Here is a 25,456-nt window from a genome sequence, read left to right as displayed (position 1 = left end):
TATCTGGAGGAAGGCGATCGCCTTTTTTGTAGTAATTTTGTACTAAATATTATTCAATTTTATTTAGTTCATCATGATGAATTTTATTTAGTCTGAAAAATATTTTGCACCATTTTTTTATCAGAACTAGCAGCCGCTTTATCTAACTCGGCTATTTCGCCAGAGTTTAATTGCCAACCTAACGCACCGATATTCTCCTGGGCTTGTTTGACAGACCTTGCACCAGGGATGGGCATGGTTCCTTTAGCAATACACCAGTTAAGCGCTACTTGAGACATGGTTTTATTTCTGGATTGTGCCACATCTTGTAAACATTGGAGAAGCGATCGCACTCCTGGCAACAACTGTCTCAACAGTAAACCCCGGACACCTCTTGGAAACGGGCCTTTTTCTGAATATTTCCCTGTTAATATTCCCAAAGCTAAAGGGCTGTATGCAATCAGCTTAATCCCCAGTTCATCACAAACGTCTTTTAACCCCAACTCAGTCACAGGATAGGTAGACAATAAGGAATATTGGACTTGCAGTGTCTTAATTGGTACTCCTCGCTCTGCAAACTTCTGATGTACACGTTGCAGTCTTTTTGTTCCGTAATTAGATAGTCCCACACCCTTCACTAAACCCTGCTCATACAAATCCGCTAAACCATCTAATAGCCCTACTTCTTGCCAAGGCGCATAATTGGCAGTTGACCAGTGCATCTGTACTAAGTCAACATTTCTACCCAAGCGTTGAGCAGAAGACTTGCAAGCATTTATCATTGATTGGCGTGTCCATCGCCAGGGGTAAGCCGCCAATTTAGTAGCAATACAAATATTTTCTTGATTGACACCTTGATATTCTTGAGAAAATTTCCCCAGCAGCAACTCACTACGCCCATTTAATCTTCCCGTGCCGTAAGAATCTCCCGTATCAAACAAGGTAACACCATTACTTACACAGAGGTTAAAGACAGCTTGTAATTGCGCGTCCATGCTTTCGTTATATCCCCAAAGCAATTGGTTTCCCCACGCCCAAGTTCCACAACCCATGCCAGGAAGGGATAGTTCTTGGTGAATTTGCATTGTTAACCTCTGTCGATCTCTTGTATGCACTCTTCAGTTCATTATCAGATAATTGTGGTTTAGCGGGGAATATAGGGTGGGGGAAGTTTACTGATGACCAATGACCAATGACAAATTAACCTTTGATTTTGGCAAACAAAGCTTCATATTGTTTTGTCGCTTCTGGCGATAGGGGAAGCAAAAATTCACCTTTAGCAAATACTTCTTGACTATTTAGGAATAAACCACCTAATGATTCCTGAATATCAGCAGTACCAATATTAGTGGCAACTGGGGAATTAGTTTTAGTGAGTAAAGCAATTTGCCTAGCAATATTGGGTTGTAAACAAAAATCAATCCATTGGGATGATAGACCATCCTTAGCGGTTTCTTTAGGGCTTACCCATAAGTCTGCCCAGATAGAGGTTCCGGAACGGGGAATCACAACGCTAAGTTGGGGATAACGTGCCAAAACTGGGATTAAATCACTTGACCAACCAACTGCTAGCCAAGTATCTCCAAGAATCAGAGGTTCTAAATAGGTATTGGAACTGTAGATTTTTACCTGCTGGTTGAAGGTTTGCAGTTCTTTTTCTAAATCTGGAACTGTTGCTAGGTTTTCTGTGTTGTATGATTTTCCTAGTTTCTTTAAGACTAAACCTATAATTTCTCTTGGTTGATCTAGTACAGAAATACGCGATCGCAATTCACTACGCCACAAATCACTCCAATCTTGGGGTATCCATCCCAATTTTTTAAACTTCTCACGATCATAAACAATTACCGTACTACCCCAGCGATAAGGCGCAGCCCAAACTTTTCCTTGTGGGTCTGGAACACCTTGCTCATTACGCGTTACCAATTCTCGCCATCTTGAATCTAAGCCAGACCATTGCTTTAATTGCTCTGTTTCTATGGCTTGAATCAGTTTTCTCTCAATTGCTGTGGTTAACCAATAATCTCCTAATGTCACCAAATCAGCCACGGGAAAAGTTTGAGATTGCCTAAATGGGATGAAGCGCGTCCATTCTTGCTCATCATGAGCTTTTGGGTTATGCTGCCAGTTTACCAATCGTTTATATAACTCTTCTAGTTGTTCAACTGGTGCAAACTTTAACTGCGCCTGTTGCTTTAGACTTTGGCGAAATTTATTAACTACTTGACCAGGGATAGAACCTTTTAATAACTGAACGTTTAGTTGTGTCTGGTTATTCCCCGTACAGCCTACGAGTAGTTGTGATAAAGTCAGCCCACCCAGGCTCACTAAAAAAGTCCTTCTATCCATAGATTTAGGAATATACATATATATAAATTAAACAGAGATAACAAAGATTGAAGGTTTGAAGCAGCTAGTATTTTGAATAATTAGAGAAAATGCAAGCGAATTATTAATTTACTCAACTATTTCTCATACTGGAGATTTTTTCTACAAATTTAATAGCTAGCAGATGGAGAATTGTCATAGTTTCCTCATAGCTCAACTCTAATGCTTATAGCATAAAGTATTTATTAATACAATTTCGCTCAAAAACTTCTATAAAAGGGCATAAAGTCAGATGATATATTACATTCTGGCATCTTATGATTGTTAGTTTATCAAGCCCTAAATCTTTATCCAGTAACGTTTTACATCTCTCAGCATCCTATTACTTAATTTTTCTTAATCAAAAAATGAGCATAATATTTATAGAATATTTATTTTTTTTGATAAATGAATAAATATGTTTCTTTCTTCAAAGGAAAATTTGAAACATTAAATAATTCATAAGTATATTTAACATTGTCAGTAAATTGAATAACATAGAGAAAATGTGCGGACGAGGGTATTAAATGGAGTCATTACAACAACAAATCCTGGCTATGAGTCATAAGCTGGATGCCCTCTACCAGGTTATTGAGCAGCTTGATGTGAAAGTCGCTCAAGCTTTTTCGGAATGTTCTTTAGCAAGAACCGAAGCAAAAGATAATTATCTGGAGAATAATGAGGCTGGTAACTACCAGTTCAAAGGACAGATTGGTTTTAATCAGGAGCTAGAACATAAGGACGTATTGATAGACGGCGTTTATCTAGACATGAGCCGTCAAAGTGGGGAAAAAATCATATCACCAGAAATTCAAATACAACGACTGACAGCACAATTAACCGCAGCTTACAATCGGATTGCAGCTTTAGAAGAACAACTACTTAGAGAAAGAATACACTAAACTAATTAATCAAAAGTCAATCTATCAGGCTTTACCGGTAACTTTATTGAGTCCGGTATTTTTGTTTTTGGTAATTGGTGATTGGTAATTCCTTTTTCCCTACTCCCTATCTATCTATCAAGAAGACGCTGGATCTGGTTTTCGATTGCTTGTAAAAGTTGATGTTGCTGCCAATTCTTGTAGAGATTGGCAGCTATGCAGGCAGCGCCAGCACCTACGCCTTCCTTGACGAATCCTTGCTCATAGGCTTGGAGTTGCGGGTATTGAGAGTTAGCAAAACTCAGTTTAGTAGCTAAAAGTGGCGGAGTCATTATCTGAGGATATTGACTATTTTTACCTATGTTTAGGGCTAATTCCACCGTACCACCTGTTGAGTCTTCTGCTACCCAACGGGTTGTAGCTACTACCACGGCTGTAGGTTGCCAAGATAAATTGTAAGTCTCGGCGATCGCACTCGCCAGAGCATAAACCGCTAACATTTGCGTACCACCAGCTAACATTACACCACAACCGCGACTAGCAGCGATCGCCATTCCCGCCACTACAACCTGCATGGGATCACCAACTGCGGCGACTAGTTTGAGGGGATCGATTGGGGATTTGTCCCCCCTGCACCCCACCCCCTGCCCCCCTGCTTCTTTCCCCGCCTCCAAGCCTTGCTGTACCAATTGCCATTTCTGCTCATGGTTACAAACTGGGTGACTGCTGTTAACTTTGCCTGCTGCATTTATGCCCAGACCAGTTAACATTGCCAGCGCAGTGGTAGTACCACCAACAACACATTCGCTGAGAATTACATATCCTTCTGGAACTTCAGCCGCTAGGCGTTCCCCCCAAAGTAAACCTTGCTTAAATAGATGTTCTACGGTGGTTAATTCCATCGCCGCGCCTGTACTCAAACATTTAGCAGGACAACCACCTAAATCAATTGCTGGTATGGCAGGGGACTGAGGTAAACCCGCGTTAAATAAATAAACTGGCATATTGAATGCTTCTACCACAGCGCGGGATATGAGGACAGGGGATGCACCGGCTGTTAGTGGTGGTAGAGGATATTGGGGCTGATGTTCGGCACCGTAGTATAAAAACTCAGCATCAGCACAGGCAGTGTACTTCCGATCCTCTGGAGTACGACCAGCCGCCGAAATGCCCGGAATTAGTCCAGTTTCCGTAAAACCAAGAATACAAGTAAACAAGGGTAGGCGATCGCTATATCGTCGCAACCAAGCCTCACCCTGTTCAAGTTGAGTATAAATGCGAATCATAATTGTTAGCTGTCAGTTGTCGGTTGTTAATTATTTTTTGCCACTGACCACCGACTACTGACTAATTTCTAATAATCCATCAGGACTTGTACCCAACGAGGGGGACGGGGAATGGGATTTCCTAAGCGATCTAAGAGTAGCCATGCTGCCAAGTGTACAACAAACAGATAAATAAAGTTATTAATGATAATCAATGCTACCGCCCCAAGCTGAATCAAAAATACACTAGGACTATTTAATAATCCCAGCTTCAAGAATATCCACTCTATGAGTTCTGTTACTTGGGTAATTAAATAAATCCACAGGTCTTCCCCCGACAACACAGACAACAACCACAACCGAAAAAAGACCCCTAAAGTACCCAGCAGCGTACCCAGCGTAATCGAAACAATCCAGGGAGCGCGGCGGTACCATGTTGCGCCTAGCACCACACCCATAAACGCAAAAGGCATAACGAACAACAGACTACGGACTGGCCCCATCAGTACAGACAATAATAAACCAGAGGTAACAGCCGCCATCCATGCTGCTCGTTTACCCCAACGCAGATAAACTAAGGCGATGGGTACAGGAAAAAATATCCGCAACACCGGGCCAAGGGGAAAGTAAAAATTGATGAACCAAATCAGGCTAGCGGTGCTTGCTAAAAAAGCTGTCTCTACCATTCTTAAGGGCGCATCAACTTTCAACTGGGGAGATAGTAAAGCGTGTTGTCCTCCGCCGTTGGTCTGAGCATTGTGTTTCTCAGGTTCTTGCTGATCTGATTGTGGATTTTGGGGATTTGGAGATTCAGGGGATGTCTCTTCCTCTGGCTCATCTGGCAGAGAATCTAAAATACTCATCTGGAAAATTAGTTAAATTAACATTTTTTCTAAGGCTGACAAATCTGGAATACAAATAGTGTCTTGATCTCGCTTAATCAAGCCTTTTTTTTCTAACCTTGTCAATACCCTGGTAACAGTTTCTCGTGCCAAACCACTCAAACTACTTAGCTCTCGATGAGGTAAATTAGGAAGTTCCGTTCCTGTCTGGCCCCGTTTTCCTTGACCTTCCGCTAAAAACAGCAGAGTATCTGCTACCCGCGACTGACTATCAGATTCCCGTAGCCGCAAGCGCCGATTTACTTGTCGCAAGCGCCGAGCCATTAACTGAGATAAACGAACTCCTGCCAAAGGTTCTGTATTTAGTAACTTGACAAAATCTTGAGAAGGCATACTACCAATCATTGTGGTAGTCAAAGTAATTACATCTGTAGACCGAGGTACTTCATCTAGTGCTGCCATTTCACCAAACAATTCTCCCGTACCCAGAATATTCAGGGTCACCTCTTTCCCTTCGAGATTATAAGTACGGATTTTTACCCAGCCTTCGACTATAAAATATACAGAGCCGCCCCAGTCGTTTTCTAGTAGTATGACCTGATTAGCTGGGTGTGTACGGGTGACAAGGTGATTGAGGGCTAATTCTACAGCAGTTTCTGGTAGTCCTTGAAAAAAGGGAGCCGAGATCATCCAAGGATGAGCGGGCGACTGCAAGCTATATCGGTCTTCCATTACGACATTATGATAATTAAGCGGCTATATGTAAAAAATTAAAACGCTATATTTAGCCTAATCTATTGAGTAATAGTTATTACACAAAGGTCTTATTTAAAATCTATCCTGCACCCTCATGCTCATTTCCCAGTTAATTTTCTAGTACCTACCTAATTGACCAAAAATTGTCGAACAACCTTAATGATACTCAAAGTAGTTAATTTTTGCTAATAAATCTATACCAGGGGTTGCCATTCAGGAACTTTTGCGTCAGAAAATAATTACTGTTGTCACCAAAGAGCGGAGCAAGAAGCATCTCATCAGGGCGTGATTTTAAGATTTGTGACAGCACAACTCTTCATTGGCGAGGATTTTAAGTGTATCTGCCTCGTTTTAGCAGCAAAGTACCGCTATATAATAGGCAATTTGCTTGGCGGTTTGGTTTTTTTTATGTTTTCATACTATGAAGTCCAAGAGACTGTAACATCGTCTGAGAAACTGACTGGAAAAAGTGTTGAGTGCTGTTAGCGGTAGCACGGCATTAAGCAGCGTCTTGAATCACAATCCTAAAACCCGATCTAAGCGCCCCTTTTTCACTTTTGATAGTTACCAATTGACGGTATCGGCGGCAACCCCAGGGAATGCCACAAATATCGGTCATAAATAAAACAAATGCACTAACTAACTCTCAGTACTTTAATTGATTGTAAATTAACTTTCTAATCCAGTTAACCTAACATTTGTAGCTAAGGTAATTTAAAGTGACTTCCCGCACTGATGAAATTCAAAAACTGATTGCAGATATTGACAATTTGCTCAACAGCAATGGCAAGCGCCTGTCTAGGCTTTTGTCTAGTCAGGCGCAAGAGCCAAAAGAGGTTTTAGAAAGAGTTCGTAATTTTTTGGTCAGTCTCCAAGGAAGTGAAACCTTAGAGAATGAACCAAATCATAATTCGCTGCTGTTGACAAAATTTGTTGAGCAAGGTCAAAATCAGTCTGCACCACAACCCCATCAGCCACATCAAGAAGATAATAATATTCCATTCCAACAATTAAAAAATGAATTGTCAGAATTAATACAGCCGTTGCAAGGGGAAATTACGGCGCTGTTGCAAGAGCGAACAATTCTGGCACAAGAAATTAGACAACTAGAACAGAAACGGTTACAAAATTACTCCTTAAGTCAGCAGTTAGCCAACCAAGAGCAGATTATCACAGACTTTTTACAAGTACTCATGAGTCGCTTACTGCCAGTTTTAACACCACAGATGACAGAAGGAGGAGTAAACCCCACTAGTTATAACAGCAGTAACAGTGCCAGATTGGACTTACCTCCTGCAATGGCTCAAACTTTTTGGGAATCATCGGAACAGGGAGACAGGCTAACACAACTGACAAAAGAGTTAGATCAACGCTTACTATCACTGGATGGTACTGTTAACGTTGTTTTTGAGGCGCTACAACGCAATATTAATACCTATCATGAATCTCTGTCTCAAGCGCTGGCAAGAATGCACAGTACGGGATTACAAAGCGAACAGTTGATGGGTGGCTTCATCAATAATTGGACACAATCTCTACAACAATTGTCCAATTTCCAGCCATCTGCTCCCAAAGAAGAAAATTCTTCACCCACAGCCCCACCATCATTATCAATCCCAGTTCATACTGTGATCGAAGTTTCAACACCAGCTGATTCCAGTAGCCCTGTAGCTCTTGAAGAATCAACTTCTACGGTCGAATTTGACCAAGAATTGGTAACACAGACAGATACAGATGAGCTAGATGCAGTACTTTTGCAGCTTGGTGTTGATGCACCTTTATCTTTAGAGAATCCTGACAATCTCACCACACTGTTACCCAACAGTTGGGAATTTGCTAATGATGAAGTTGATCTGATTTATGCCAGTTTGTTTGGTAATGATAATTTTGCAGGTGAAAGTCTGGAAGTCAGCCCAGATTTAATTACTCCCGATTTACTGGAGTTGAATGTTGATGATAGCCCCCCTGTAATGGAAAGTAATTTTCTAGCTGAGGAGGATACTGCGGCAATTATGCCAGATGTATGGTTTGACCAATCAGATACTGATTTGTTTGATTTCAGTGATACTCCAGAGACGGAATCTACCGAAGTACCAGCAGAGGCATTAATAACGTCGTTGTTATTAGATCAACCAGAGGCTGATCTGTTTGATTTCAATGATACTCCAACGCCAGAAAACCCGGTTGTACTAACACAATCAACTGATCTACCCATAGAGCCGGAAGTTCCGTTGAATATTCCTGTCTTGCCAGAAATTGAACCCGTACAACCAAACAGTACTGATACGATTACATCTCTGGTAGATATTGAGTTTGCCGAAGATTTGGCGGATGTGTCTGTGCTTTTAGAGCAGACAAATGTTCTCCAGATTGCTCAAGACATAGAAGTTATTACACCTCATGAGCAGCCTGAGCATCAGGCAGATAATTATATTCCCGCTTCGCCGCAGGAAAATTTACTATCTTCCGAAGTAACTCAGTTGGTTACCGCACCAGATATTTCTCTGAATGAGGAGCAGTGGCTACAATTACATCAGGATTTGGCGAAGTTAGATGATTATGCGTCATCCGAGTCAGCACCAGTAACTGAGTTAAAGGTTGCTGATACTGTAGCTGACCACCAAGAAAAGCCACCCCAACCACCGATTACCGAAAAAAGTAATGTTGTTGCTTTCTCCGTTCCTGAGGTTAACCAGACTTCTGTTACGCCTCCAGCAGCCAATGTCTTAAACTTTACTACAACTACTGAAAAAGCAACGGAAATTCCCTCTGCTGGTCAAGAGGACATAGCAGATTCGGTTAATCATGCAGTTAATAAAAATACCGATACTAAGTCTCGTAGTGACGATTCCGTCTGGTATTTAGGCATTGATTTGGGAACCACAGGAATTTCTGCTGCTTTGTTAAATCGCTCCACTGGTGTTGTGCATCCTATTTACTGGTCGACGGAGGCTCAACCAGGCGCAAATTCTTTCCAGCAATCGTTCCGGCTACCAGCAGAAGTTTATTTGCCGACTGCTTCTGTACCCCAAGCTACTTCTGAGCAAGAGGTTACTGACATCAAAAACCATCTGTATTCAGTGCAGTTGAAGCCCTATTTACAAGTAGCTATTCCCTACAAAAATGAACAGCAGAGATGGGAACCTGTACTGCAATTTAATGAATCGTCTGCTGGTCCTTTGATTTGGGTGGTGCGATCGCTCTCCAAATTACTCTTGACCCTCAAAGCAGACCGCTACAGCACAACTCAAGGGTTAATCGCTACGGCTGTCGGTCTGAATCAACGCACTTTTCATGGTATTGTCAGTAATATTGCGGGGATTATTTGTAATTGTCCTTCCAGTTGGTCAGAACAATATCGCTTTAATGTCCGAGAAGCTTTACTCACAAGTAAGTTAGTTCAACATCCCCAACAAGTATTTTTTGTAGAAGAGGCGATCGCTAGTCTCCTCAGTTTTATCGATGGTGGTAATGGTCAGGTAGTGCAATTAAGCACTCACCAAGGTTTATCCCCAGCCAAAAATAGTGATCATTCTCTGGTGGGTAACACCTTAATCATGAATATCGGAGGAACAGCCACAGAAATGGCGCTGGTGGATATTCCTGATAATCTATCCCAACTGACACATAATAATTTCATGCTTCACAGTTTTGCCTATGCCAGCAAAGGAATAGAGCAGGATATTATCTGTCAATTACTCGCATCACCAAAATACCGGAAAGCTCGCTGGGAAAGCCCAGAAGATACTCAGAAAATTACCAGTAATCCTTGGCAATGGCAACCCTCTATGCCTGGTTTAGACCGGATGCAATGGGAAAGTTTGGGATTGGAAGCATTAGAATTGCCCCGCTTGGGAGAACCTGATGTTCCAGCACGAATTCGCCTCCAGCAACATTTGGAAAGTTCTCTGTTAGGACAAGCAGTTTTAGATGCAGCCCTAGCATTAAAGCTAATTTTGCAACATCAAGAATCTTTTACCCTAGAATTAGCCGACCAACGATGGGTTTTACAGCGTCGAGAATTAGAAAGTCAGGTTTTTGTTCCCTTTGCCCGTCGCCTAAATCGTGAACTCAACAAATTATTAGTAGCCCGTGGTATCCCCACAGAAGCAATTAATCAAGCAATTCTCACCGGTGGGGTAGCTAATTTAGGGGTTGTCAACCTGTGGTTGCGGCAAAAACTCCCCAATGCCAAGATTATTCAAGACTCATACCTGGGAGAAAATGGCGCACCTAATTGTAGTCGTGTTGCTTGTGGTTTAGCTTTACTACCCCTACATTCCCAAGTCTTGGAAGAATCTAGACATCAATACACAGACTACTTCCTATTTACAGAATTACTGCGACTTTTGCCCAATCGGACTTTATCTTTTAATGAAGTTCTCCAGTTATTTGAAGGACGTGGAATCAATACTAATATTTGTCAGCAACGACTATTAGCATTCCTCGAAGGAGAACTACCAGCCGGCTTAATACCCGCCTCCCCAGAATCTACATGGCTTACCAAACATTCTCTCAGCAATATTGACTATCAAGCGATGTCTACGACGGGCTACGCCAACGCCAACACACAACTGTTTGAAAAACAAGGCAATCTCACCTACCGCCCCAATTTCCAACAATTGCAGGCGCTCCACCGTTATCTTGATACGATAAAAGCCAGCACTCAACAATCACTAGAGGAACCTTATACCGTCGATTTTGCTTATGTCTGAGGAGTGGGAAAAGTTAGGAATTGGGGCAGAGGGAAAGGGAGACAACCTTTGAGTAATTTCTCCCCTCTGCTCTCTAACTCCTGCCCCTATATTTTCATTTTTGAACTAAAGACGGAATTATTGATAAATTAAGGATGCAGATTGATCAACTGAAAGCTATTGAAGGTATAGAACCAGAATTATTATGAAATCCCTGCACCGTCCTGATCTATATAGCTGGTCTACTTTCAACCCCGCAAGAAATATTGATTTCAATGGGTTTGCCTGGATTCGCCCTGAAGGCAATATCTTGATTGATCCAGTAGCTTTATCAAATCATGATTGGAAGCACTTGGAGTCTCTTGGTGGAGTGACTTGGATTGTCCTGACAAACTCCGATCATGTAAGGTCAGCGAAGGAAATTGCCGACCAAACCTATGCCAAAATAGCCGGGCCAGTCGCAGAGAAAGAGCATTTTCCTATATATTGCGATCGCTGGCTATCTGATGGTGATGAACTTGTACCGGGGCTAAAGGTACTGGAACTCGAAGGTTCTAAAACTCCCGGAGAGTTAGCATTGCTGTTGGAAGAAACCACCTTAATTACAGGGGATTTAGTCCGGGCATATCGAGCCGGGGGTTTGGAGGTATTACCTGATGAAAAGCTGGTGAATAAGCAAAAAGTTGTAGCTTCAGTTCGCAGATTAGCCGCATTGGAGAAGGTGGAAGCTGTGTTAGTAGGAGATGGTTGGTCTGTGTTTCGGGATGGACGCGATCGCCTCAAAGAACTTGTAGCAACTTTATAGAGAAAGCCACTCACTCATTTTTTTGCTCACCATTGCATAAATTACTGCGTCAGCCATGAGAAGTAATTAAGGCAATTGTGTAAATATCCAACTGCAATAAAAATGAAGTTTATTAGCCCTATAACGACAGGGCGAGAGGTAATATTATGATTCACCACATATCTATTTCTGTTGAAAATCCCCATCACGTTGCTCAAGTGCTAGCAGAAGTTATGAATGGAGAAGCCGTTCCCTTTTTCCCCCATCCAGGTAGCTACATGGTTTTTCCTTTGGATGAATACGGTACAGGAATTGAAGTTTATCCTTTAGAAACATATATAAAACCGGGTGAAGGTGAGCAAGGAGGCATTTTTGCAGAAGCTGCTAATGTTTCCGGCTTTACCGCCACTCATGCAGCTATTTCAGTTTCTGCTACAGAAGAAAAAATTGCAGAAATTGGCAAACGGGAAGGTTGGAGAACAGTACGCTGTAACCGTGATTCCTTCTTTGATGTTATTGAGTTCTGGTTAGAAAACAAAATCATGATAGAGCTGTTAACACCAGAAATGGCAAACCAATATTTACAAGTAACAAAGCCAGAAAATTTGCAGCAAATGTTCGCTGCTGCATAATTTCGTTTTGACTAGTTTCTTGCTATATCTGGGTTTCCAGCATTTTTGAGCCTGTGATGTATTTTCCTCACCCTGTATGGGTTTGAGGCTTATTTCTGCCTCAAAAATGTTGATGTCCCGTTAGGATATCAAGCTGAGACCAAACCCCAAACAAACAAGGCTTTCAAGTCTGTCAACCGTCAACAGTCAACAGCCATACTTCCTATCAGATTAATGGTGCTTGGATGGGTTGAACATAATTAGACAAACCATTGAGGTGAATGACTGTATCACCAAGATCAAGAATTAGCTGATTTTGATTCTTAATAGTGTATGCTCCAAAACTACCTCCCAAATTGTTAAGAACTCCGGTTAAATCAGCTAGCTCTTTTAGATTGGTAACTCGAAGCGCACCTAGATGACCATAACGATTAGCCTTATCAAGCCCGGTATCAGTCCAAGCTTGGGCAATTTCCATAATATTGTTTATGTAAAGTGCATCATTTTGTGGGTTAAAGTCTGTGATTATATCCTTACCGACATCTCTGCCGTCGATATAAAAAATATCATTACCTGAACCACCTGTTAGTTCATCATTGCCTTTACCGCCCACTAGTAAATCGTTACCATTCTGACCTGATAGTTTGTCAGAACCATCTCCACCAATCAGTACATCATCTTGATCTCCACCGTCAAATTTATTGTTGCCATTATCACCTGAGATGAAGATGCTAGATTGAAGTTTATTGGGGAAGTTTTTATTACCAGAAATGTCCCTAATTACGATGTCATAAACTCCTTGCTCAGATGCTTCAGAAGCTTTATCAGGGCTAGTAAAGCGTGTCCAAAAATTGTGATCTGCATAACCTAAATTCTCGCTTCGCTGCAAATCTTGCCATGTCAGACGACCCAAATCAGTCAAAATCTCTGTGTTATTACCATCGAAATAATAAGCGTGTCCTCCTTTTCCATAAGTTAAATCATTGTTATCGTTAGCTTTTCCCACCCAAGCAATTCGTCCAATCTCTCGTGGCTGCGCTGCCAACATCATATTGACGCTCGCTTGCGTAACATCTAGTCCTATATTTTCAGAGCCGTATTCTCCGACGATGATGGGAATATCCTGAGCTTGGAGGCGATCAAAATAAGCCCCAATATCCTTGTTAAGCCACTGGTCGTAAACATGGAGCGAAAATAATATATTTTCGTTACCTGCCATAATATTGTGAGCATGACTAGCAATTGTCTGAGTGAGATAGTCTTGTCCCCACGCTTCTCCATCAACCACGATGACATTGTTAGCACCTTCGGCTCGGATTATGTCAATTAATTGACGGTGATAATTTACCCATTTTTCAGGTTGTGCTTGACTGTTGCCAGGTTCATTATGTAAGTTAAACCAAACATAAGGATTATCTTTAAACTGCTTCGCCATTTCGCGCCAATAGTCTTTGAGGATTTCCCATTGATCTCCTTGGTAATATCCACCAATGCGATCGTGAGCATCAAAAATAACTACTGCGTTTTGACTTGTGTAAACATTGACAATATTTTTGTTTGTTTGATAATTGTCCTGTGCAGGGTGAGGTTGATTATAACTTCCTAATAAATAATTAGGAACTCTAATAGTGTTAAATCCCCAATTATCTAAATAAATATTGTAGTCCTTATCCCATGTGAACGTATTGATGCCTTTGGCAATAAATTCTTGCCCATTGGGGTCATAAATCTTATCGCCAATTATCTTAAAATTTGAGAATTTTGAGGCTGCCGATGTAACATCTAGTCCTATATCCTCAGAGCCGTAATCCCCAAAACTAATGTTAATACCATGAGTATAAAATTGATTTCTGGGATTACTAATATTCTTGTATGCACCAATGCCGTCATGAATTTCAAACATGACCACCGCATCTTGAATAGTATAGATATCTACAGTCTTTTTGTCTATTTCATGATTGTCATACCCAGAGTAAGCTTGATGATTATTTTCTAATAAAAAATCAGCATATCTAATATGGTCTAATCCCCAAATATTTAAATAAATATCATAAATGTCATCCCATGCAAAAGGATGGATTACTTCAGTAATAAATGCTTGTCCATTAAGGTCGTAAATTTTATTTTTGATAATCTGGACATTTGAAAAATTTGGGTTAGTAGGCTGCATTTTTATAAAAGTAATATGAATTACCATTCAATACTTGCAGTTTTTAAAACTTGAAACAACGTCAAATGTACTTACTACTAGTTATCAATAAAACTCATGATATTTGCTTACGTGTTCATGTAAATAATTTGATGTAATCTTTAAAAAGATATCTACTTTTTGATGAGTAAATTTTCGTCAAGATATATTCATAATGCTTGAGTTATGCCTCAAATTTATTTAACCCTGGTGGAATTTCAAAGCTATCAGAAATACCAGCAGCAACGGTTTCAGGCATAATTTTCGTGATAAAAACGCTGAATTTTTACAAATTTGGCATTGTCTTATAGATGGGATTAAACTTTTTTTGGAATAACTTCTCGAATGGCATCTAAATCCTTCAAGTGATGTTATTCAATGTAAGCTGAACCAAAGTAAAAATAGCGTCAGGTAGAACGGGTAAGTCTTTGAGGTAAACTTCGAGTGATGATTTTTGATGTAAATAGTTATAAGCAGCTAAACCTACCGAATTCTTGCCTCATTTCATTAATTCTTTAAACACCTTGTGTGTGCGTGCGTGACATCGGTGGCATACTTCATACCAGAGTGGAATTAATGGAAATAATTTAACGTGAGTCTCCAACAAAGATGCACTTATGGGAAGGGCGAAAGAAACAAAGTGATAGCAGAGGGATAATTCTGAATTTTTGGCTAGCATAGGACATGGAAAAGCAATTAATTTTCTATGCTTTATGCCCGCAATTTGTTATTAACTTTTTTTTGAGAACGTCGCGTCATCATACCAGCACTGACTGTAGCTAGAACTAAGATTCCTGGGATTAATGTTGGTTCCGGAACCGACTGGATTTGTAGGTAAGAGAAGACTTGGCCAGGTTGGAAGGGCAAATTATTAAAACTGGGGTTGAGGGAAACTAGAACATTGGGAGGCAAATTAGGAATAGCACGAGTTTGCCCTTGAGTATTTCCAGGATCTGAGGTCGTATCAACTTCCAGGTATAAGGAAGTTTCTACTGAGAAATCTGGTTCACTCAGGTTAATGGCTGCAACTAGATCCCAAGCTGGGTTGGGGTCATTGTTACTTTGAATTACTGTCAAGGCAAAGTCTAAAAATTCTGCTGCTAACTTACTTTCTGGTGTTGCAGTAGCTAGCCATGCTTGTTGATCGGCACGAGAGAAGGCAATCTGGTTTGTAGCATCAAGGGGGGTCAACTGAATTTTTAATCCTTGCCCTCCGGCTGCAAATACTTCTTGTGCTGCTAAGGGGTCAGCCCAGATGTTAAATTCAGCTGTAGTGTTGGTGGAAAATGGGGGATATGGCAGGACTGGGAGATTTCCGGGTACGAAAACTGCACCTCCCATGATTTCGATGACGGCAATGTTGTTGATAATTGTGGGGTCAAGGCGTAATGCTTCAGCAATATTGGTTAGGGGGCCAGTTGCCAAGATTGCCACAGGTGTTAATGACCGCTTCACTTTTTCCACAATCAGTTCTGCGGCTGGTCGAGTTATCACCAGTGGTGCTGTATTAGGTAGTTGGACGAAGGGAGACCAAAAAGTGTCTGCACCAGCACGAATAGGTTCTGGAAAAGTATTGTTTCCTGCCAGGGGAGTTGATCTGCCAATGCCAATAGGGATACCAGAGATATCTAGTCTGCCTAGCATTCGTTCCAGGTTGTTCGCAAAACTTTGTGGGCGGGCAATACCTTGGGCGATGGTAATTGCCTGAATGTCAAATTTGGGATTGGCTAGCATATAAGCCAATGCAGTCATGCCGTCTTGGCTGCCATCGTCGTCAATAATTAGGGGTGTTGGCTTAAAAGAGGCTGCAAGTGCAGGTTGGCTACAAAAAATCGTTGTGATCGATACTAAAAATGTAGCAGCAGAAAATAACTTCTGCACATTAGGAATTTTGAGCATAAGAATATCGTTCCTAGCCTTTTAATTCAGGAAGTGGCTGATATCTAGCTATTTAGAGAATGATACCTTAATTGCTGCGTAAATTACATAATTAAAATAACGTTAATTATACTAATTCATTACTTAATATTTTCTTTAATGACTGTTAATAGAGTTGCAAAAATTACAAGAGAATTAAGCCTAGTCGGACACCAACGATAACGGCTTCGGTGCGAGTGGAGACAGCTAGTTTTTAAATAAGTTTTTCAAGCCTCTAGCCTCTGTTCTAAAAATTCACTGGCTTGTTCTAAAGAGTCTAAAATTTTGTAAGTCAAGCATCTAATTTCCGGTGATGGTTGTTCTATGTCGGGAACCATAATCGGATACATACCAGCGCTAAAGGCTGCTTCTACCCCTACGCATGAGTCTTCAAAAACTACGCACTGCACAGGTGCAACATGAATTCTGCGACTAACTTCTAAATATATATCTGGTGCGGGTTTACCTTGTGGTACATCTTCGCTGGTGACAATTGTTGTAAAGTAAGGCAAGATGCCAGCATTGCTTAAACGGCGGATAGTGCGGCTGCGGGATGTGCCTGTTCCTAAAGCAATGATTATTCCTAAACTATTTAGTTGACACAATAAGTTTAACGCACCGACTTTCATTGGCAAACCTTCTTGCAGTTCTCGGCGATCGCCAATTTCAATTCGGTGTCTTTTTATGGCATCAAAAGGAAAATCATTGCCATACCTTTGTTTGAGAATTTTTTCTCGCCATGACAAATCACGCCCGACAAATTCACTATAAAAATTATCACTCATTATATATCCATGACTGGCTAGGGCCTGCTGCCATGCCCAGCGAGCAATGCTTTCTGTATCAAAAAGCAACCCATCCATATCAAAGATTGCGGCGCGGATATCTGCTAACACACTTAATCCCTTATTTTAAGCTTGACAACAACACACTATACAATTACGCTGCTGATTCGATATTTGCCAATGTCTAACTTACTAACTGCATCTCACCAATTGCCTTTATACGGAAAACGGATTTTAGTGACAGCACCAAGAAACTACGCTTCTAGGTTGTCTGCACAAATTATCTGCAAGGGTGGTTTACCGATTCTTATGCCCACGATAGAAACCTGCTATTTATCTAACTTTTCTAAATTAGATGCTGTTATCAGCAGTATAAATGAATTTGATTGGATTGCATTTACTAGCAGAAACGGCATTATAGCATTTTTTGAGCGTCTACATAATTTAGATATTTCTATAACTAAATTGCAAAATTGTCAATTATGTGCGTTAGGAAAAGATATAGATATTTTATTATCTTTGTTTGGTAAGGTTGATTTGATTCCTGATGAATCTAGCCCGGCGGGGATTGTAGCTGAATTTTCGCAAATATGTGGAATTAGGGAACAAAAAATACTAGTGCCTGTGCCAGAAGTTATAGGCATACCTGAGCCTAATATTGTGCCTAATTTTATCAAGGATTTAGAAGAATTGGGTATGCAGGTGATTCGTGTACCTGCATATATCACTCAATCTTTAGACAAAGATATTTACTCTGTAGAGATAAATTTAATCCAGCAAGGCTTAATTGATATTATCGCCTTTAGTAGTACGGCAGAAATAGAAAGTTTTCTCGCAATGTTTAACTCCAAGAGTGAGTTTCAGCATTGTGTTGTTGCTTGTTTTGGCCCTTACACAGCCGCAAACGCCGAACAGTTAGGTCTAAATGTTTCTATTGTGTCAACAGACTTTAGTTCTTTTGAAGGTTTCGTAGAAGCAATAGTAAAATTTTATATTGACAGTCCAAAGTAAATGCGATCGCCTACGTAATATTGTAAGCGATCGCAGTTCATAAAATATTTTATAGGATGAGCAAATATGCCCATCCTATAAGTTAATTAGCCAGCAGCAGATTCAATGTTAATCTTCACGACTTTATTCTTTTCTACTTCGGCTTTAGGTAATGTCAAATTCAAGATACCATCTTTATATTCTGCCGTGACGTTGGTATTTTGAATACGAGCAGGTAAAGGAATTACTCGTTGAAATTTGCCATATTGGAATTCGCTTTTAAAAACACCTTTATCTTCCGTCTTAGTTTCAGATTTACGTTCGCCACTAATATAAACTGCTTTGTCAGTGACTTGTAAATCTACATCTTTAGCATCAATCCCAGGAAGTTCTAGTTTTAGATAAATTACCTCTGCTGTTTCATGTAGTTCAGCAGCCGGAACTCTCGTTAGGGTTCTTTCTAATAGTGTGGAGGGTAGCATATCTTCTTCAAACAAATGATTTAATTGACGTTGTAAAGTGTTTAAATCTTGCCAAGGGTTCCAACGGATAAGTGTCATAGTTTTGACTCCTCTAAGGTTTTCCCTGGGGATTGCTTCCAGGCTTTAATCTTTCATTTGTTCTCATCATATTTAGAAAACAGGTGAGTGTAAATTCGGTTTTTATCACTTAATAGATGATGATGACCGAACTAAAAAACTTAGTATCATTAGGTACGGAAAATACACATTTGCTTAGTTCGGTAAACTCTACTTTAGATATTAAATTGATTCAATAAGTCTGAAATATAAGATTTTCAAAATAGCTGTTCTCCAGATAGCAGAAGTGTGAAGCTTAAATTTATAAAATATTTAGGCAGCAGAATGATTTATTTCTGCTGATAATACATTTTGTTTTTGTCAAAAAATACATCACAATATGTCTACAAGTTTAGTTTACCTGCTGATTGCAATCATATTTGAAGTTTCTGGCACAACCTGCATGAAATTGTCAGATGGTTTTAATAAATTGACACCTTCTATTTTGATATTTGTATTTTATGGACTCTGTTTTACTTTCCAGACACTGTCACTCAAAAATATTGACATTAGTATTGCTTACTCTGTTTGGGCAGGTTTAGGAACTGCTTTGATTGCTGGTGTTGGTCTGATTTGGTTTCGTGAATCCATGACAATGGTTAAGTTTATCTCTATGACTTTAATTATTGTGGGAGTAGTTGGGATAAATTCAGGGAAATAATAGGTAATTGGTAATTGGACTATAGGATTACTATTTGATTTGTGAATCATATGTAGGGAAGCCACTGCGTTGGACGGGTTTCCCGGCTTGAAGCAAGTGGCGTTGGGCATTGCACACCAAAACCCGGATATTGTGGGCAATGCCCACCCTACAGATACTTTTGATAACTGACACACGCAGTGCAATAAAAATACCTCATACATAATTTGTATGAGGTAAAAACAGAGGAAATCAACAAAGGATGATAATGTAATTTTGCTTTGTCAAACTAGGAGAATGTGTTGTGGTAAAGTATTACCAACTCAGTTGATAGCGTCAACGCCCACCATAGGCGATCGCTATCGTCAATCTAACAATATTGTTAGAAAAAGTAGCAGACTAATCAACATCAGTCTGCTTGAAATGCTCTTGAAAATAGTAAAGATAGAACGAGTAAGCCCGTAGTTCCTTTACTGTGCATACTCTATCAAAAGCGAGTGGTTTTTTGTAGCCAGTTTGGCTAATTTTTACTGTCTTTATTCAAGATAAAAGTTACATAATAACTTCGCCAAACTCTTATATAAGAATCAGATTTGATTATTTTTGGCATAGCCTGCACTTGCACATAAAAATCTCAGCATCTGTAGGGTAGGAGATGCCCACCAAAATCATGATACGCTGGGCAATGTCCAACACTAGGTGTATTTAAGAAATTAAGTATGACTCCTATATTACTGATGATTATTCAGAAATGTATTTTATTGTTAACATTTTGAAGAATTTATGGGTACATACTTGTATAAAACAACATTAAACCTAACTTATAGCCGAAATTAATCAATTGAACTCTAGCTTATGTCAATATAGTATCCGGGAGAAAATCACGGTTATATAAGATATCGAGTCTGTTCACCCCCCATACCTACGGCACGAGTTATCGTGTCCAAGCAAAATAGTACAAATATATTAATATCGGATTCTTATATTTAGTTTTCCGTAGGAAATTTTGAATTAAAAAAATGTCTCCACTCGGTGTTGCTACCAGTCATTCAACTCATACCCTAGCGACAGGGAAAGCAAAACTTTGGCTGTTGTTAGTGGGAGTTAACCAATACCAAGATGAAAGACTACCAACATTGCGTTATTCGGCTGTTGACTGTCAAGGTTTAGCAACAGCTTTAGCCGATGCAACTTGGAGGTTTCCCGATAAATCAGAGTGGGTACATCATGATTTTGCTACCCAACTACCCACACTTGCCATTGTCAGGGATAGCTTCAACAAAGTTACTCACCAGGCTCAACCAGAAGACACGATTTTATTTTACTTTTCTGGTCACGGAATCTTAGAACCTAGTTCTCAACAGGCAATTTTGTGTTTAGCAGATACTCAAACAGATGATTTATTGAATACAGGTTTAGGTTTACCAGAACTTTTGCAAGGTTTAGAAAATAGCCAAGCACAAACCCAGCTAGTTTGGCTAGATGCTTGTCATAGTGGTAGTCTCACATTTAGAGGTGCAAGGAATAACCACACACTAGCATCTTTGCCCAATCCTACGCCCCAAATAGTGGAATTATTACGCCAACGGGCAAAACAAAGTAAAGGATTCTACGCTTTACTTTCCTGTGATACCAATCAACAATCTTGGGAATTTCCCGAATTAGGACATGGTGTATTTACTTATTATCTAATGCGGGGGTTGCGGGGTGAAGCAGCAGATAGACAAGGTTTGATTGATGCTGATGGACTTTACCGCTACGTTTATCACCAGACACGCCAATATATTGAACAAACCAACCAGCAATTACGACTAATTAATCAACAAAATCGCAGTCGGGGAAATACTCAGGTTTATTCAGAATATCCATTGCAAACACCAAAGCGTATTGTCGAAGGTGTGGGGGAAGTGATTTTGGGAGTAAAACCTGCATTAGTTGTGTCTCCCGACTCTCGAAAGGCCTTGATTGTGGAAGGGTTAGCAACTAATCAAACAACTCTGGCTTTTAGTCAACTTTTAGGGACTGTAGGGGGCTTTGAGATTGAGTATTGGCCTCTGGCTCGTACCAATCAAGATTTACAGTCTACGATTGGCAATTGTTTACAAAGTAGAGAACTGGAGACAGAAAACCAGCAAAATAATCTTGCCACAACACTATTATATTTGCGGGGAAAATTGGCAGAAAGCCCAACTGGTGAACCTGTGTTAGTGCTGGGAGAAAATATCCAGTTGAATCGTTCTTGGTTAAGGCAACAATTGAGGCGATCGCTATACTCTCAACAAATTATCATCTTCGATTGTCCTTTAGACAAACATAGTTACATATCCTTACAAGATTGGGTAGAAGACTTACAATTGGGGTTCGAGCAAGGACAATGTATCATAGCGGCTGCTTCATCACCAGAAAATCCTCAACAATTCTTGCAAACGCTACACTCTACTTTACAGGCGCATCAGGAACAACCAAACCTATCAGCCGCCGCTTGGATTAATCAATTGCAACTATCCTCCCCATTACCTTTACACATTTGGCTATCAGGCGCAAAAGGGGTAATTGAAATTATCCCTGCAAGTACAGATGCTAAAGGTAAGCGGCCAAACGCCATCGTTGATTTAGGTATTTGTCCCTACAGAGGGTTACAAGCTTTCCAAGAAGAAGATGTCCAATATTTTTACGGTAGAGAAACCCTCACCCAACAACTTATAGCAGACTTAGCAAATAAGTCATTTATGGCTGTGGTTGGTGCATCGGGAAGCGGTAAATCTTCCGTCGTCCAGGCGGGTTTAATTGCCCAACTCCGCCGGGGTCAGCAATTACCAGGGAGTCAAGAATGGTGGATGAAAAGCTTTCGTCCTGGGGAATATCCTCTAGTCAGCTTATCCCATTGCTTAGTGGATAGTGGTACTGAAAAAGAAAAAGCGTATCAACAAATGCAGCTAGAGGGGATGTTATATCAAGGGGCGCAAGGATTTGTCCATTGGCTACATCATCGCCGCGAACCAATGGTAGTGTTGGTATTAGACCAGTTTGAAGAATTATTTACCCTGGCGGCTAGTGAAGATAGGCAGAGATTTCTAGACACTGTTTTGGGTGCGTTGGAGTTATCACCAGACAAGTTTAAATTAATTGTTACTCTCCGGGCAGATTTTATTGCTCCTTGTTTAGAAATACCTACTTTAGCGAAGCTTTTACAGCAGTCAAGTATTTTGCTACCGCCTTGCTTAACTCAAGAAGAGTACCGCCGAATTATTATTCACCCCGCCGAAAAAGTAGGATTAACAGTAGACCCGGAATTAGTCGAGGTGCTGTTACAAGAGTTACATAACTCCCCTGGAGATTTACCATTACTAGAATTTGTTCTCGAACAATTGTGGGAATATCGAGACAAAGGTGTAATTACCTTACAAGCTTACCAGCAATACTTGGGCGGAATTAAAGGCGCATTGGAGAAGAAAGCCCAAGGCGTTTACGATACTTTAGATTCAGAAGCCCAAGAATGCACCCGGTGGATTTTCTTATCACTGACACAGTTAGGTGAAGGAACAGAGGATACCAGACGGCGGGTACTCAAGTCTGAGTTAATTGTCAAAAAATACCCTGTTGCTTTAGTAGAAAGAACATTACAAGTTTTGACTGTGGCTAAGTTAGTGGTAGTGAATGGGGAGTGGGAAGAGGGAAGAGGGAAGAGGCAGGGGGCAGGGGGCAGGGGGCAGGGGGAAAATATCTTGCTCACAACTCCCTCCGTGACGATAGAAGTAGCCCATGAGGTGATAATTCGTTACTGGTCAACTCTACGGTGGTGGTTAGAGGAAAATCGTAGTAGATTGCGATCGCATCGACAAATTGAACAATCGGCGGCTTTATGGCAGCAAAACAACCAACAGCCTGATTTTTTATTACAAGGTGTCCGACTAGCAGAAGCTGAGGAAATTTATCTTAATTACACTGATGAATTATCTTGGGATGTCCAGCATTTCATTGAAGCTTGTCTCCATGAAAGGCGACGTAAACAAAACCAAGAACAAAGCCGACTCAGACAAGCACAAAGGGCCGTCAGTATTATCAGTACTTTGGGTTTAACGGCGTTTGGTTTAGCGGTTTTTGCTTATCAACAAACCCAAAACGCCCAACTCAAAGAAATTCAAGCTTTAAATTCTCTGTCGGAAAACTTTCTTCTCTCCCACAAACAATTAGAAGCACTCATGACTAGTGTGCAAGCTGGGAAGGAAGTACAAAACATTAGTTTGGGAATCCCCCCAGATACCCGCACGCAAACGGCAACAATTTTACAACAAGCAGTCTACAACACTCAGGAACGCAACCGTTTACTGCATAATGCTTGGGTAACTAGCGTCAGTTACTCACCAGATGGTGAAGTCATTGCTTCTGGTAGTGTAGATAACACCATCCATCTTTGGCGTAGAGATGGCAAATTGCTTACCACTCTCACTGGTCATAATGATGGGGTAAATAGCGTCAGTTTTTCCCCCGATGGTGAGATTTTGGCTTCTGCCAGTGCAGACAGTACCATCAAACTTTGGCAACGCAATGGTCAACTAATTACCACACTCAAAGGACATGACCAAGGTGTCAAGAGTGTTAGTTTTTCCCCCAATGGTGAAATTATCGCCTCTGGTAGTAGTGACCATACCATTAATCTTTGGAGTCGTGCAGGTAAATTACTACTTAGTCTCAATGGACATAGCCAAGGTGTCAATAGCATCAAATTCTCCCCAGAAGGTGATACCATTGCCTCTGCCAGTGACGATGGGACAATTAGACTGTGGAGTTTAGACGGTCGCCCTTTAATCACCATCCCCTCCCACACAAAACAAGTGTTGGCTGTCACATTTAGCCCCGATGGGCAAACCATTGTTTCGGCTGGTGCAGACAATACCGTCAAACTCTGGAGTCGTAACGGTACTTTGCTGACAACTCTAGAGGGACATAATGAAGCTGTTTGGCAAGTAATTTTCTCCCCCGATGGACGGTTAATTGCTACCGCCAGCGCTGATAAAACTATTACCCTTTGGTCGCGTGATGGCAATATCTTAGGAACTTTTGCTGGACATAACCATGAAGTCAATAGTCTCAGTTTTAGTCCCGATGGCAATATATTAGCTTCCGGTAGCGATGATAATACTGTCAGACTGTGGACTGTGAACAGAACACTACCCAAAACCTTTTATGGACATAAAGGTAGCGTCAGTTACGTCAGATTTAGCAATGATGGTAAGAAAATTACCTCACTCAGCACCGACAGCACAATGAAAACCTGGAGTCTGGATGGGAAATTATTGCAAACCTTGTCGTCTCCTCTACCTGATGTCACCAGTATCAGTTTCACACCAGACAATAAAATCGTCGCCTTAGCTAGTCCTGACCATACTATCCACCTTTACAACCGGCAAGGCGGTTTGCTGCGTAGCTTACCAGGTCACAACCATTGGATAACGAGCTTAAGTTTCAGTCCCAACAAGCAAATATTAGCTTCTGGTAGTGCTGACAAAACCATCAAACTTTGGAGTGTAAACGGTCGCTTGTTGAAGACTCTGTTAGGACATAATGGTTGGGTGACAGATATCAAATTTAGCGCTGATGGCAAAAACATTGTCTCCGCTAGTGCTGACAAAACTATCAAAATTTGGAGCTTAGATGGTAGGCTAATCAGGACTTTACAAGGTCATAGTGCTAGTGTGTGGAGTGTCAACCTTTCACCCGACGGTCAAACTCTAGCCTCAACTAGTCAAGATGAAACTATCAAACTCTGGAATTTAAATGGGGAATTAATCTACACCCTCCGGGGTCATAGTGATGTAGTTTACAATTTAAGTTTTTCACCTGATGGTAAAACAATAGCCTCAGCTAGTGATGACGGCACAATTAAGCTATGGAATGTCCCTAATGGCACATTACTAAAAACCTTCCAAGGACATCGCGGCGGTGTCAGAAGCGTGAGTTTTAGTCCCGACGGTAAAATTTTGGCTTCCGGTGGACATGATACTACAGTCAAAGTCTGGAACCTGGAGGGGATAGAACTACAAACCCTCAATCTAGATGAGTTACTCAACCGTGCTTGCGATCGCCTGCATAATTATCTCACAACCAACCCTAATATAACTACAGAAGAGTATCAGCTTTGTTTTGGGGATTAGGGAGCTGGGAGCAGGGGGAACTGG

The 25,456-nt window shown here is 40.8% G+C and carries 16 protein-coding genes; 7 read left to right on the top strand and 9 right to left on the bottom strand.

Annotated features, from left to right (window positions below):
- Positions 1-83 precede the first annotated feature (83 nt).
- Together ACN222_RS01495 and ACN222_RS01490 are read right to left on the bottom strand one after the other, a co-directional pair.
- Positions 84-1,064 (bottom strand): aldo/keto reductase, encoded by a 981-nt coding sequence (locus tag ACN222_RS01495; protein WP_044520562.1) that lies wholly within the window; start codon positions 1,062-1,064, stop codon positions 84-86.
- A gap of 115 nt (positions 1,065-1,179) precedes the next feature.
- Positions 1,180-2,328: an extracellular solute-binding protein gene (locus ACN222_RS01490; RefSeq protein ID WP_231865504.1), complete on the bottom strand. Its 1,149-nt coding sequence runs from the start codon at positions 2,326-2,328 to the stop codon at positions 1,180-1,182.
- Between the two features lie 545 nt (positions 2,329-2,873).
- Between ACN222_RS01490 and ACN222_RS01485 the strand changes: the two genes are divergently transcribed.
- On the top strand, positions 2,874-3,248 hold the full coding sequence (locus ACN222_RS01485; RefSeq protein ID WP_010994475.1) for a hypothetical protein: 375 nt from the start codon (positions 2,874-2,876) through the stop codon (positions 3,246-3,248).
- A 110-nt stretch (positions 3,249-3,358) separates the two neighbouring features.
- Here ACN222_RS01485 and cobT read toward each other — a convergent pair whose 3' ends face one another.
- The 3 genes from cobT to ACN222_RS01470 form a co-directional block, all read right to left on the bottom strand.
- Positions 3,359-4,513 carry a nicotinate mononucleotide-dependent phosphoribosyltransferase CobT gene (cobT, locus tag ACN222_RS01480; RefSeq protein WP_010994474.1) on the bottom strand — a complete coding sequence of 385 codons (1,155 nt, stop codon included), beginning with the start codon at positions 4,511-4,513 and terminating at the stop codon, positions 3,359-3,361.
- A gap of 68 nt (positions 4,514-4,581) precedes the next feature.
- Positions 4,582-5,355 (bottom strand): DUF2232 domain-containing protein, encoded by a 774-nt coding sequence (locus ACN222_RS01475; protein WP_010994473.1) that lies wholly within the window; start codon positions 5,353-5,355, stop codon positions 4,582-4,584.
- A 12-nt stretch (positions 5,356-5,367) separates the two neighbouring features.
- Positions 5,368-6,066 (bottom strand): Crp/Fnr family transcriptional regulator, encoded by a 699-nt coding sequence (locus ACN222_RS01470; protein WP_010994472.1) that lies wholly within the window; start codon positions 6,064-6,066, stop codon positions 5,368-5,370.
- A gap of 743 nt (positions 6,067-6,809) precedes the next feature.
- On the opposite strand from ACN222_RS01470, the gene ACN222_RS01465 reads away from it, so the two are divergent.
- From ACN222_RS01465 to ACN222_RS01455, 3 genes are all read left to right on the top strand, one after another.
- Positions 6,810-10,805, top strand: a complete 3,996-nt coding sequence (locus ACN222_RS01465) for a hypothetical protein (RefSeq protein ID WP_010994470.1) — start codon at positions 6,810-6,812, stop codon at positions 10,803-10,805.
- Between the two features lie 184 nt (positions 10,806-10,989).
- Positions 10,990-11,589, top strand: coding sequence for a hypothetical protein (locus tag ACN222_RS01460; RefSeq protein WP_010994469.1), 600 nt, complete (start codon positions 10,990-10,992; stop codon positions 11,587-11,589).
- Between the two features lie 146 nt (positions 11,590-11,735).
- A complete protein-coding gene (locus tag ACN222_RS01455) occupies positions 11,736-12,200 on the top strand; it encodes a hypothetical protein (protein ID WP_010994468.1) in 465 nt (154 codons plus the stop codon).
- A 205-nt stretch (positions 12,201-12,405) separates the two neighbouring features.
- Here the strand turns inward: ACN222_RS01455 and ACN222_RS01450 are convergent, their stop codons facing one another.
- The 3 genes from ACN222_RS01450 to ACN222_RS01440 form a co-directional block, all read right to left on the bottom strand.
- The gene (locus ACN222_RS01450) at positions 12,406-14,349 is read right to left on the bottom strand and encodes a cellulase family glycosylhydrolase (protein ID WP_272867766.1); all 1,944 of its coding nucleotides are present in this window, start codon (positions 14,347-14,349) and stop codon (positions 12,406-12,408) included.
- A 729-nt stretch (positions 14,350-15,078) separates the two neighbouring features.
- The gene (locus ACN222_RS01445; RefSeq protein WP_010994466.1) at positions 15,079-16,266 is read right to left on the bottom strand and encodes a nucleoside hydrolase; all 1,188 of its coding nucleotides are present in this window, start codon (positions 16,264-16,266) and stop codon (positions 15,079-15,081) included.
- 245 nt (positions 16,267-16,511) lie between these two features.
- Positions 16,512-17,180 carry an HAD family hydrolase gene (locus ACN222_RS01440; protein ID WP_010994465.1) on the bottom strand — a complete coding sequence of 223 codons (669 nt, stop codon included), beginning with the start codon at positions 17,178-17,180 and terminating at the stop codon, positions 16,512-16,514.
- Positions 17,181-17,249: 69 nt separating this feature from the next.
- Between ACN222_RS01440 and ACN222_RS01435 the strand changes: the two genes are divergently transcribed.
- On the top strand, positions 17,250-18,080 hold the full coding sequence (locus ACN222_RS01435; RefSeq protein ID WP_010994464.1) for a uroporphyrinogen-III synthase: 831 nt from the start codon (positions 17,250-17,252) through the stop codon (positions 18,078-18,080).
- Between the two features lie 86 nt (positions 18,081-18,166).
- Here the strand turns inward: ACN222_RS01435 and ACN222_RS01430 are convergent, their stop codons facing one another.
- On the bottom strand, positions 18,167-18,619 hold the full coding sequence (locus ACN222_RS01430) for an Hsp20/alpha crystallin family protein (RefSeq protein ID WP_010994463.1): 453 nt from the start codon (positions 18,617-18,619) through the stop codon (positions 18,167-18,169).
- A 358-nt stretch (positions 18,620-18,977) separates the two neighbouring features.
- On the opposite strand from ACN222_RS01430, the gene ACN222_RS01425 reads away from it, so the two are divergent.
- Together ACN222_RS01425 and ACN222_RS01420 are read left to right on the top strand one after the other, a co-directional pair.
- Positions 18,978-19,298, top strand: a complete 321-nt coding sequence (locus ACN222_RS01425) for a DMT family transporter (protein ID WP_010994462.1) — start codon at positions 18,978-18,980, stop codon at positions 19,296-19,298.
- 998 nt (positions 19,299-20,296) lie between these two features.
- Entirely contained in the window at positions 20,297-25,432 is a 5,136-nt protein-coding gene (locus ACN222_RS01420; RefSeq protein WP_010994461.1) for an eIF2A-related protein, read from the top strand.
- The last annotated feature ends 24 nt before the right edge of the window (positions 25,433-25,456 follow it).

The sequence above is a fragment of the Anabaena sp. FACHB-595 genome (assembly GCF_048568275.1).
GTDB lineage: Bacteria > Cyanobacteriota > Cyanobacteriia > Cyanobacteriales > Nostocaceae > Trichormus.
This window is presented reverse-complemented; position numbering and strand designations above follow the sequence as displayed.

What these genes read in the sequence shown, in the direction of transcription:
- ACN222_RS01495 (WP_044520562.1), bottom strand. Translation starts at nt 1,064, where the DNA reads ATGCAAATTCACCAAGAACTATCCCTTCCTGGCATGGGTTGTGGAACT.
- ACN222_RS01490 (WP_231865504.1), bottom strand. Translation starts at nt 2,328, where the DNA reads ATGGATAGAAGGACTTTTTTAGTGAGCCTGGGTGGGCTGACTTTATCA.
- ACN222_RS01485 (WP_010994475.1), top strand. Translation starts at nt 2,874, where the DNA reads ATGGAGTCATTACAACAACAAATCCTGGCTATGAGTCATAAGCTGGAT.
- cobT (WP_010994474.1), bottom strand. Translation starts at nt 4,513, where the DNA reads ATGATTCGCATTTATACTCAACTTGAACAGGGTGAGGCTTGGTTGCGA.
- ACN222_RS01475 (WP_010994473.1), bottom strand. Translation starts at nt 5,355, where the DNA reads ATGAGTATTTTAGATTCTCTGCCAGATGAGCCAGAGGAAGAGACATCC.
- ACN222_RS01470 (WP_010994472.1), bottom strand. Translation starts at nt 6,066, where the DNA reads ATGGAAGACCGATATAGCTTGCAGTCGCCCGCTCATCCTTGGATGATC.
- ACN222_RS01460 (WP_010994469.1), top strand. Translation starts at nt 10,990, where the DNA reads ATGAAATCCCTGCACCGTCCTGATCTATATAGCTGGTCTACTTTCAAC.
- ACN222_RS01455 (WP_010994468.1), top strand. Translation starts at nt 11,736, where the DNA reads ATGATTCACCACATATCTATTTCTGTTGAAAATCCCCATCACGTTGCT.
- ACN222_RS01450 (WP_272867766.1), bottom strand. Translation starts at nt 14,349, where the DNA reads ATGCAGCCTACTAACCCAAATTTTTCAAATGTCCAGATTATCAAAAAT.
- ACN222_RS01445 (WP_010994466.1), bottom strand. Translation starts at nt 16,266, where the DNA reads ATGCTCAAAATTCCTAATGTGCAGAAGTTATTTTCTGCTGCTACATTT.
- ACN222_RS01435 (WP_010994464.1), top strand. Translation starts at nt 17,250, where the DNA reads ATGTCTAACTTACTAACTGCATCTCACCAATTGCCTTTATACGGAAAA.
- ACN222_RS01430 (WP_010994463.1), bottom strand. Translation starts at nt 18,619, where the DNA reads ATGACACTTATCCGTTGGAACCCTTGGCAAGATTTAAACACTTTACAA.
- ACN222_RS01425 (WP_010994462.1), top strand. Translation starts at nt 18,978, where the DNA reads ATGTCTACAAGTTTAGTTTACCTGCTGATTGCAATCATATTTGAAGTT.
- ACN222_RS01420 (WP_010994461.1), top strand. Translation starts at nt 20,297, where the DNA reads ATGTCTCCACTCGGTGTTGCTACCAGTCATTCAACTCATACCCTAGCG.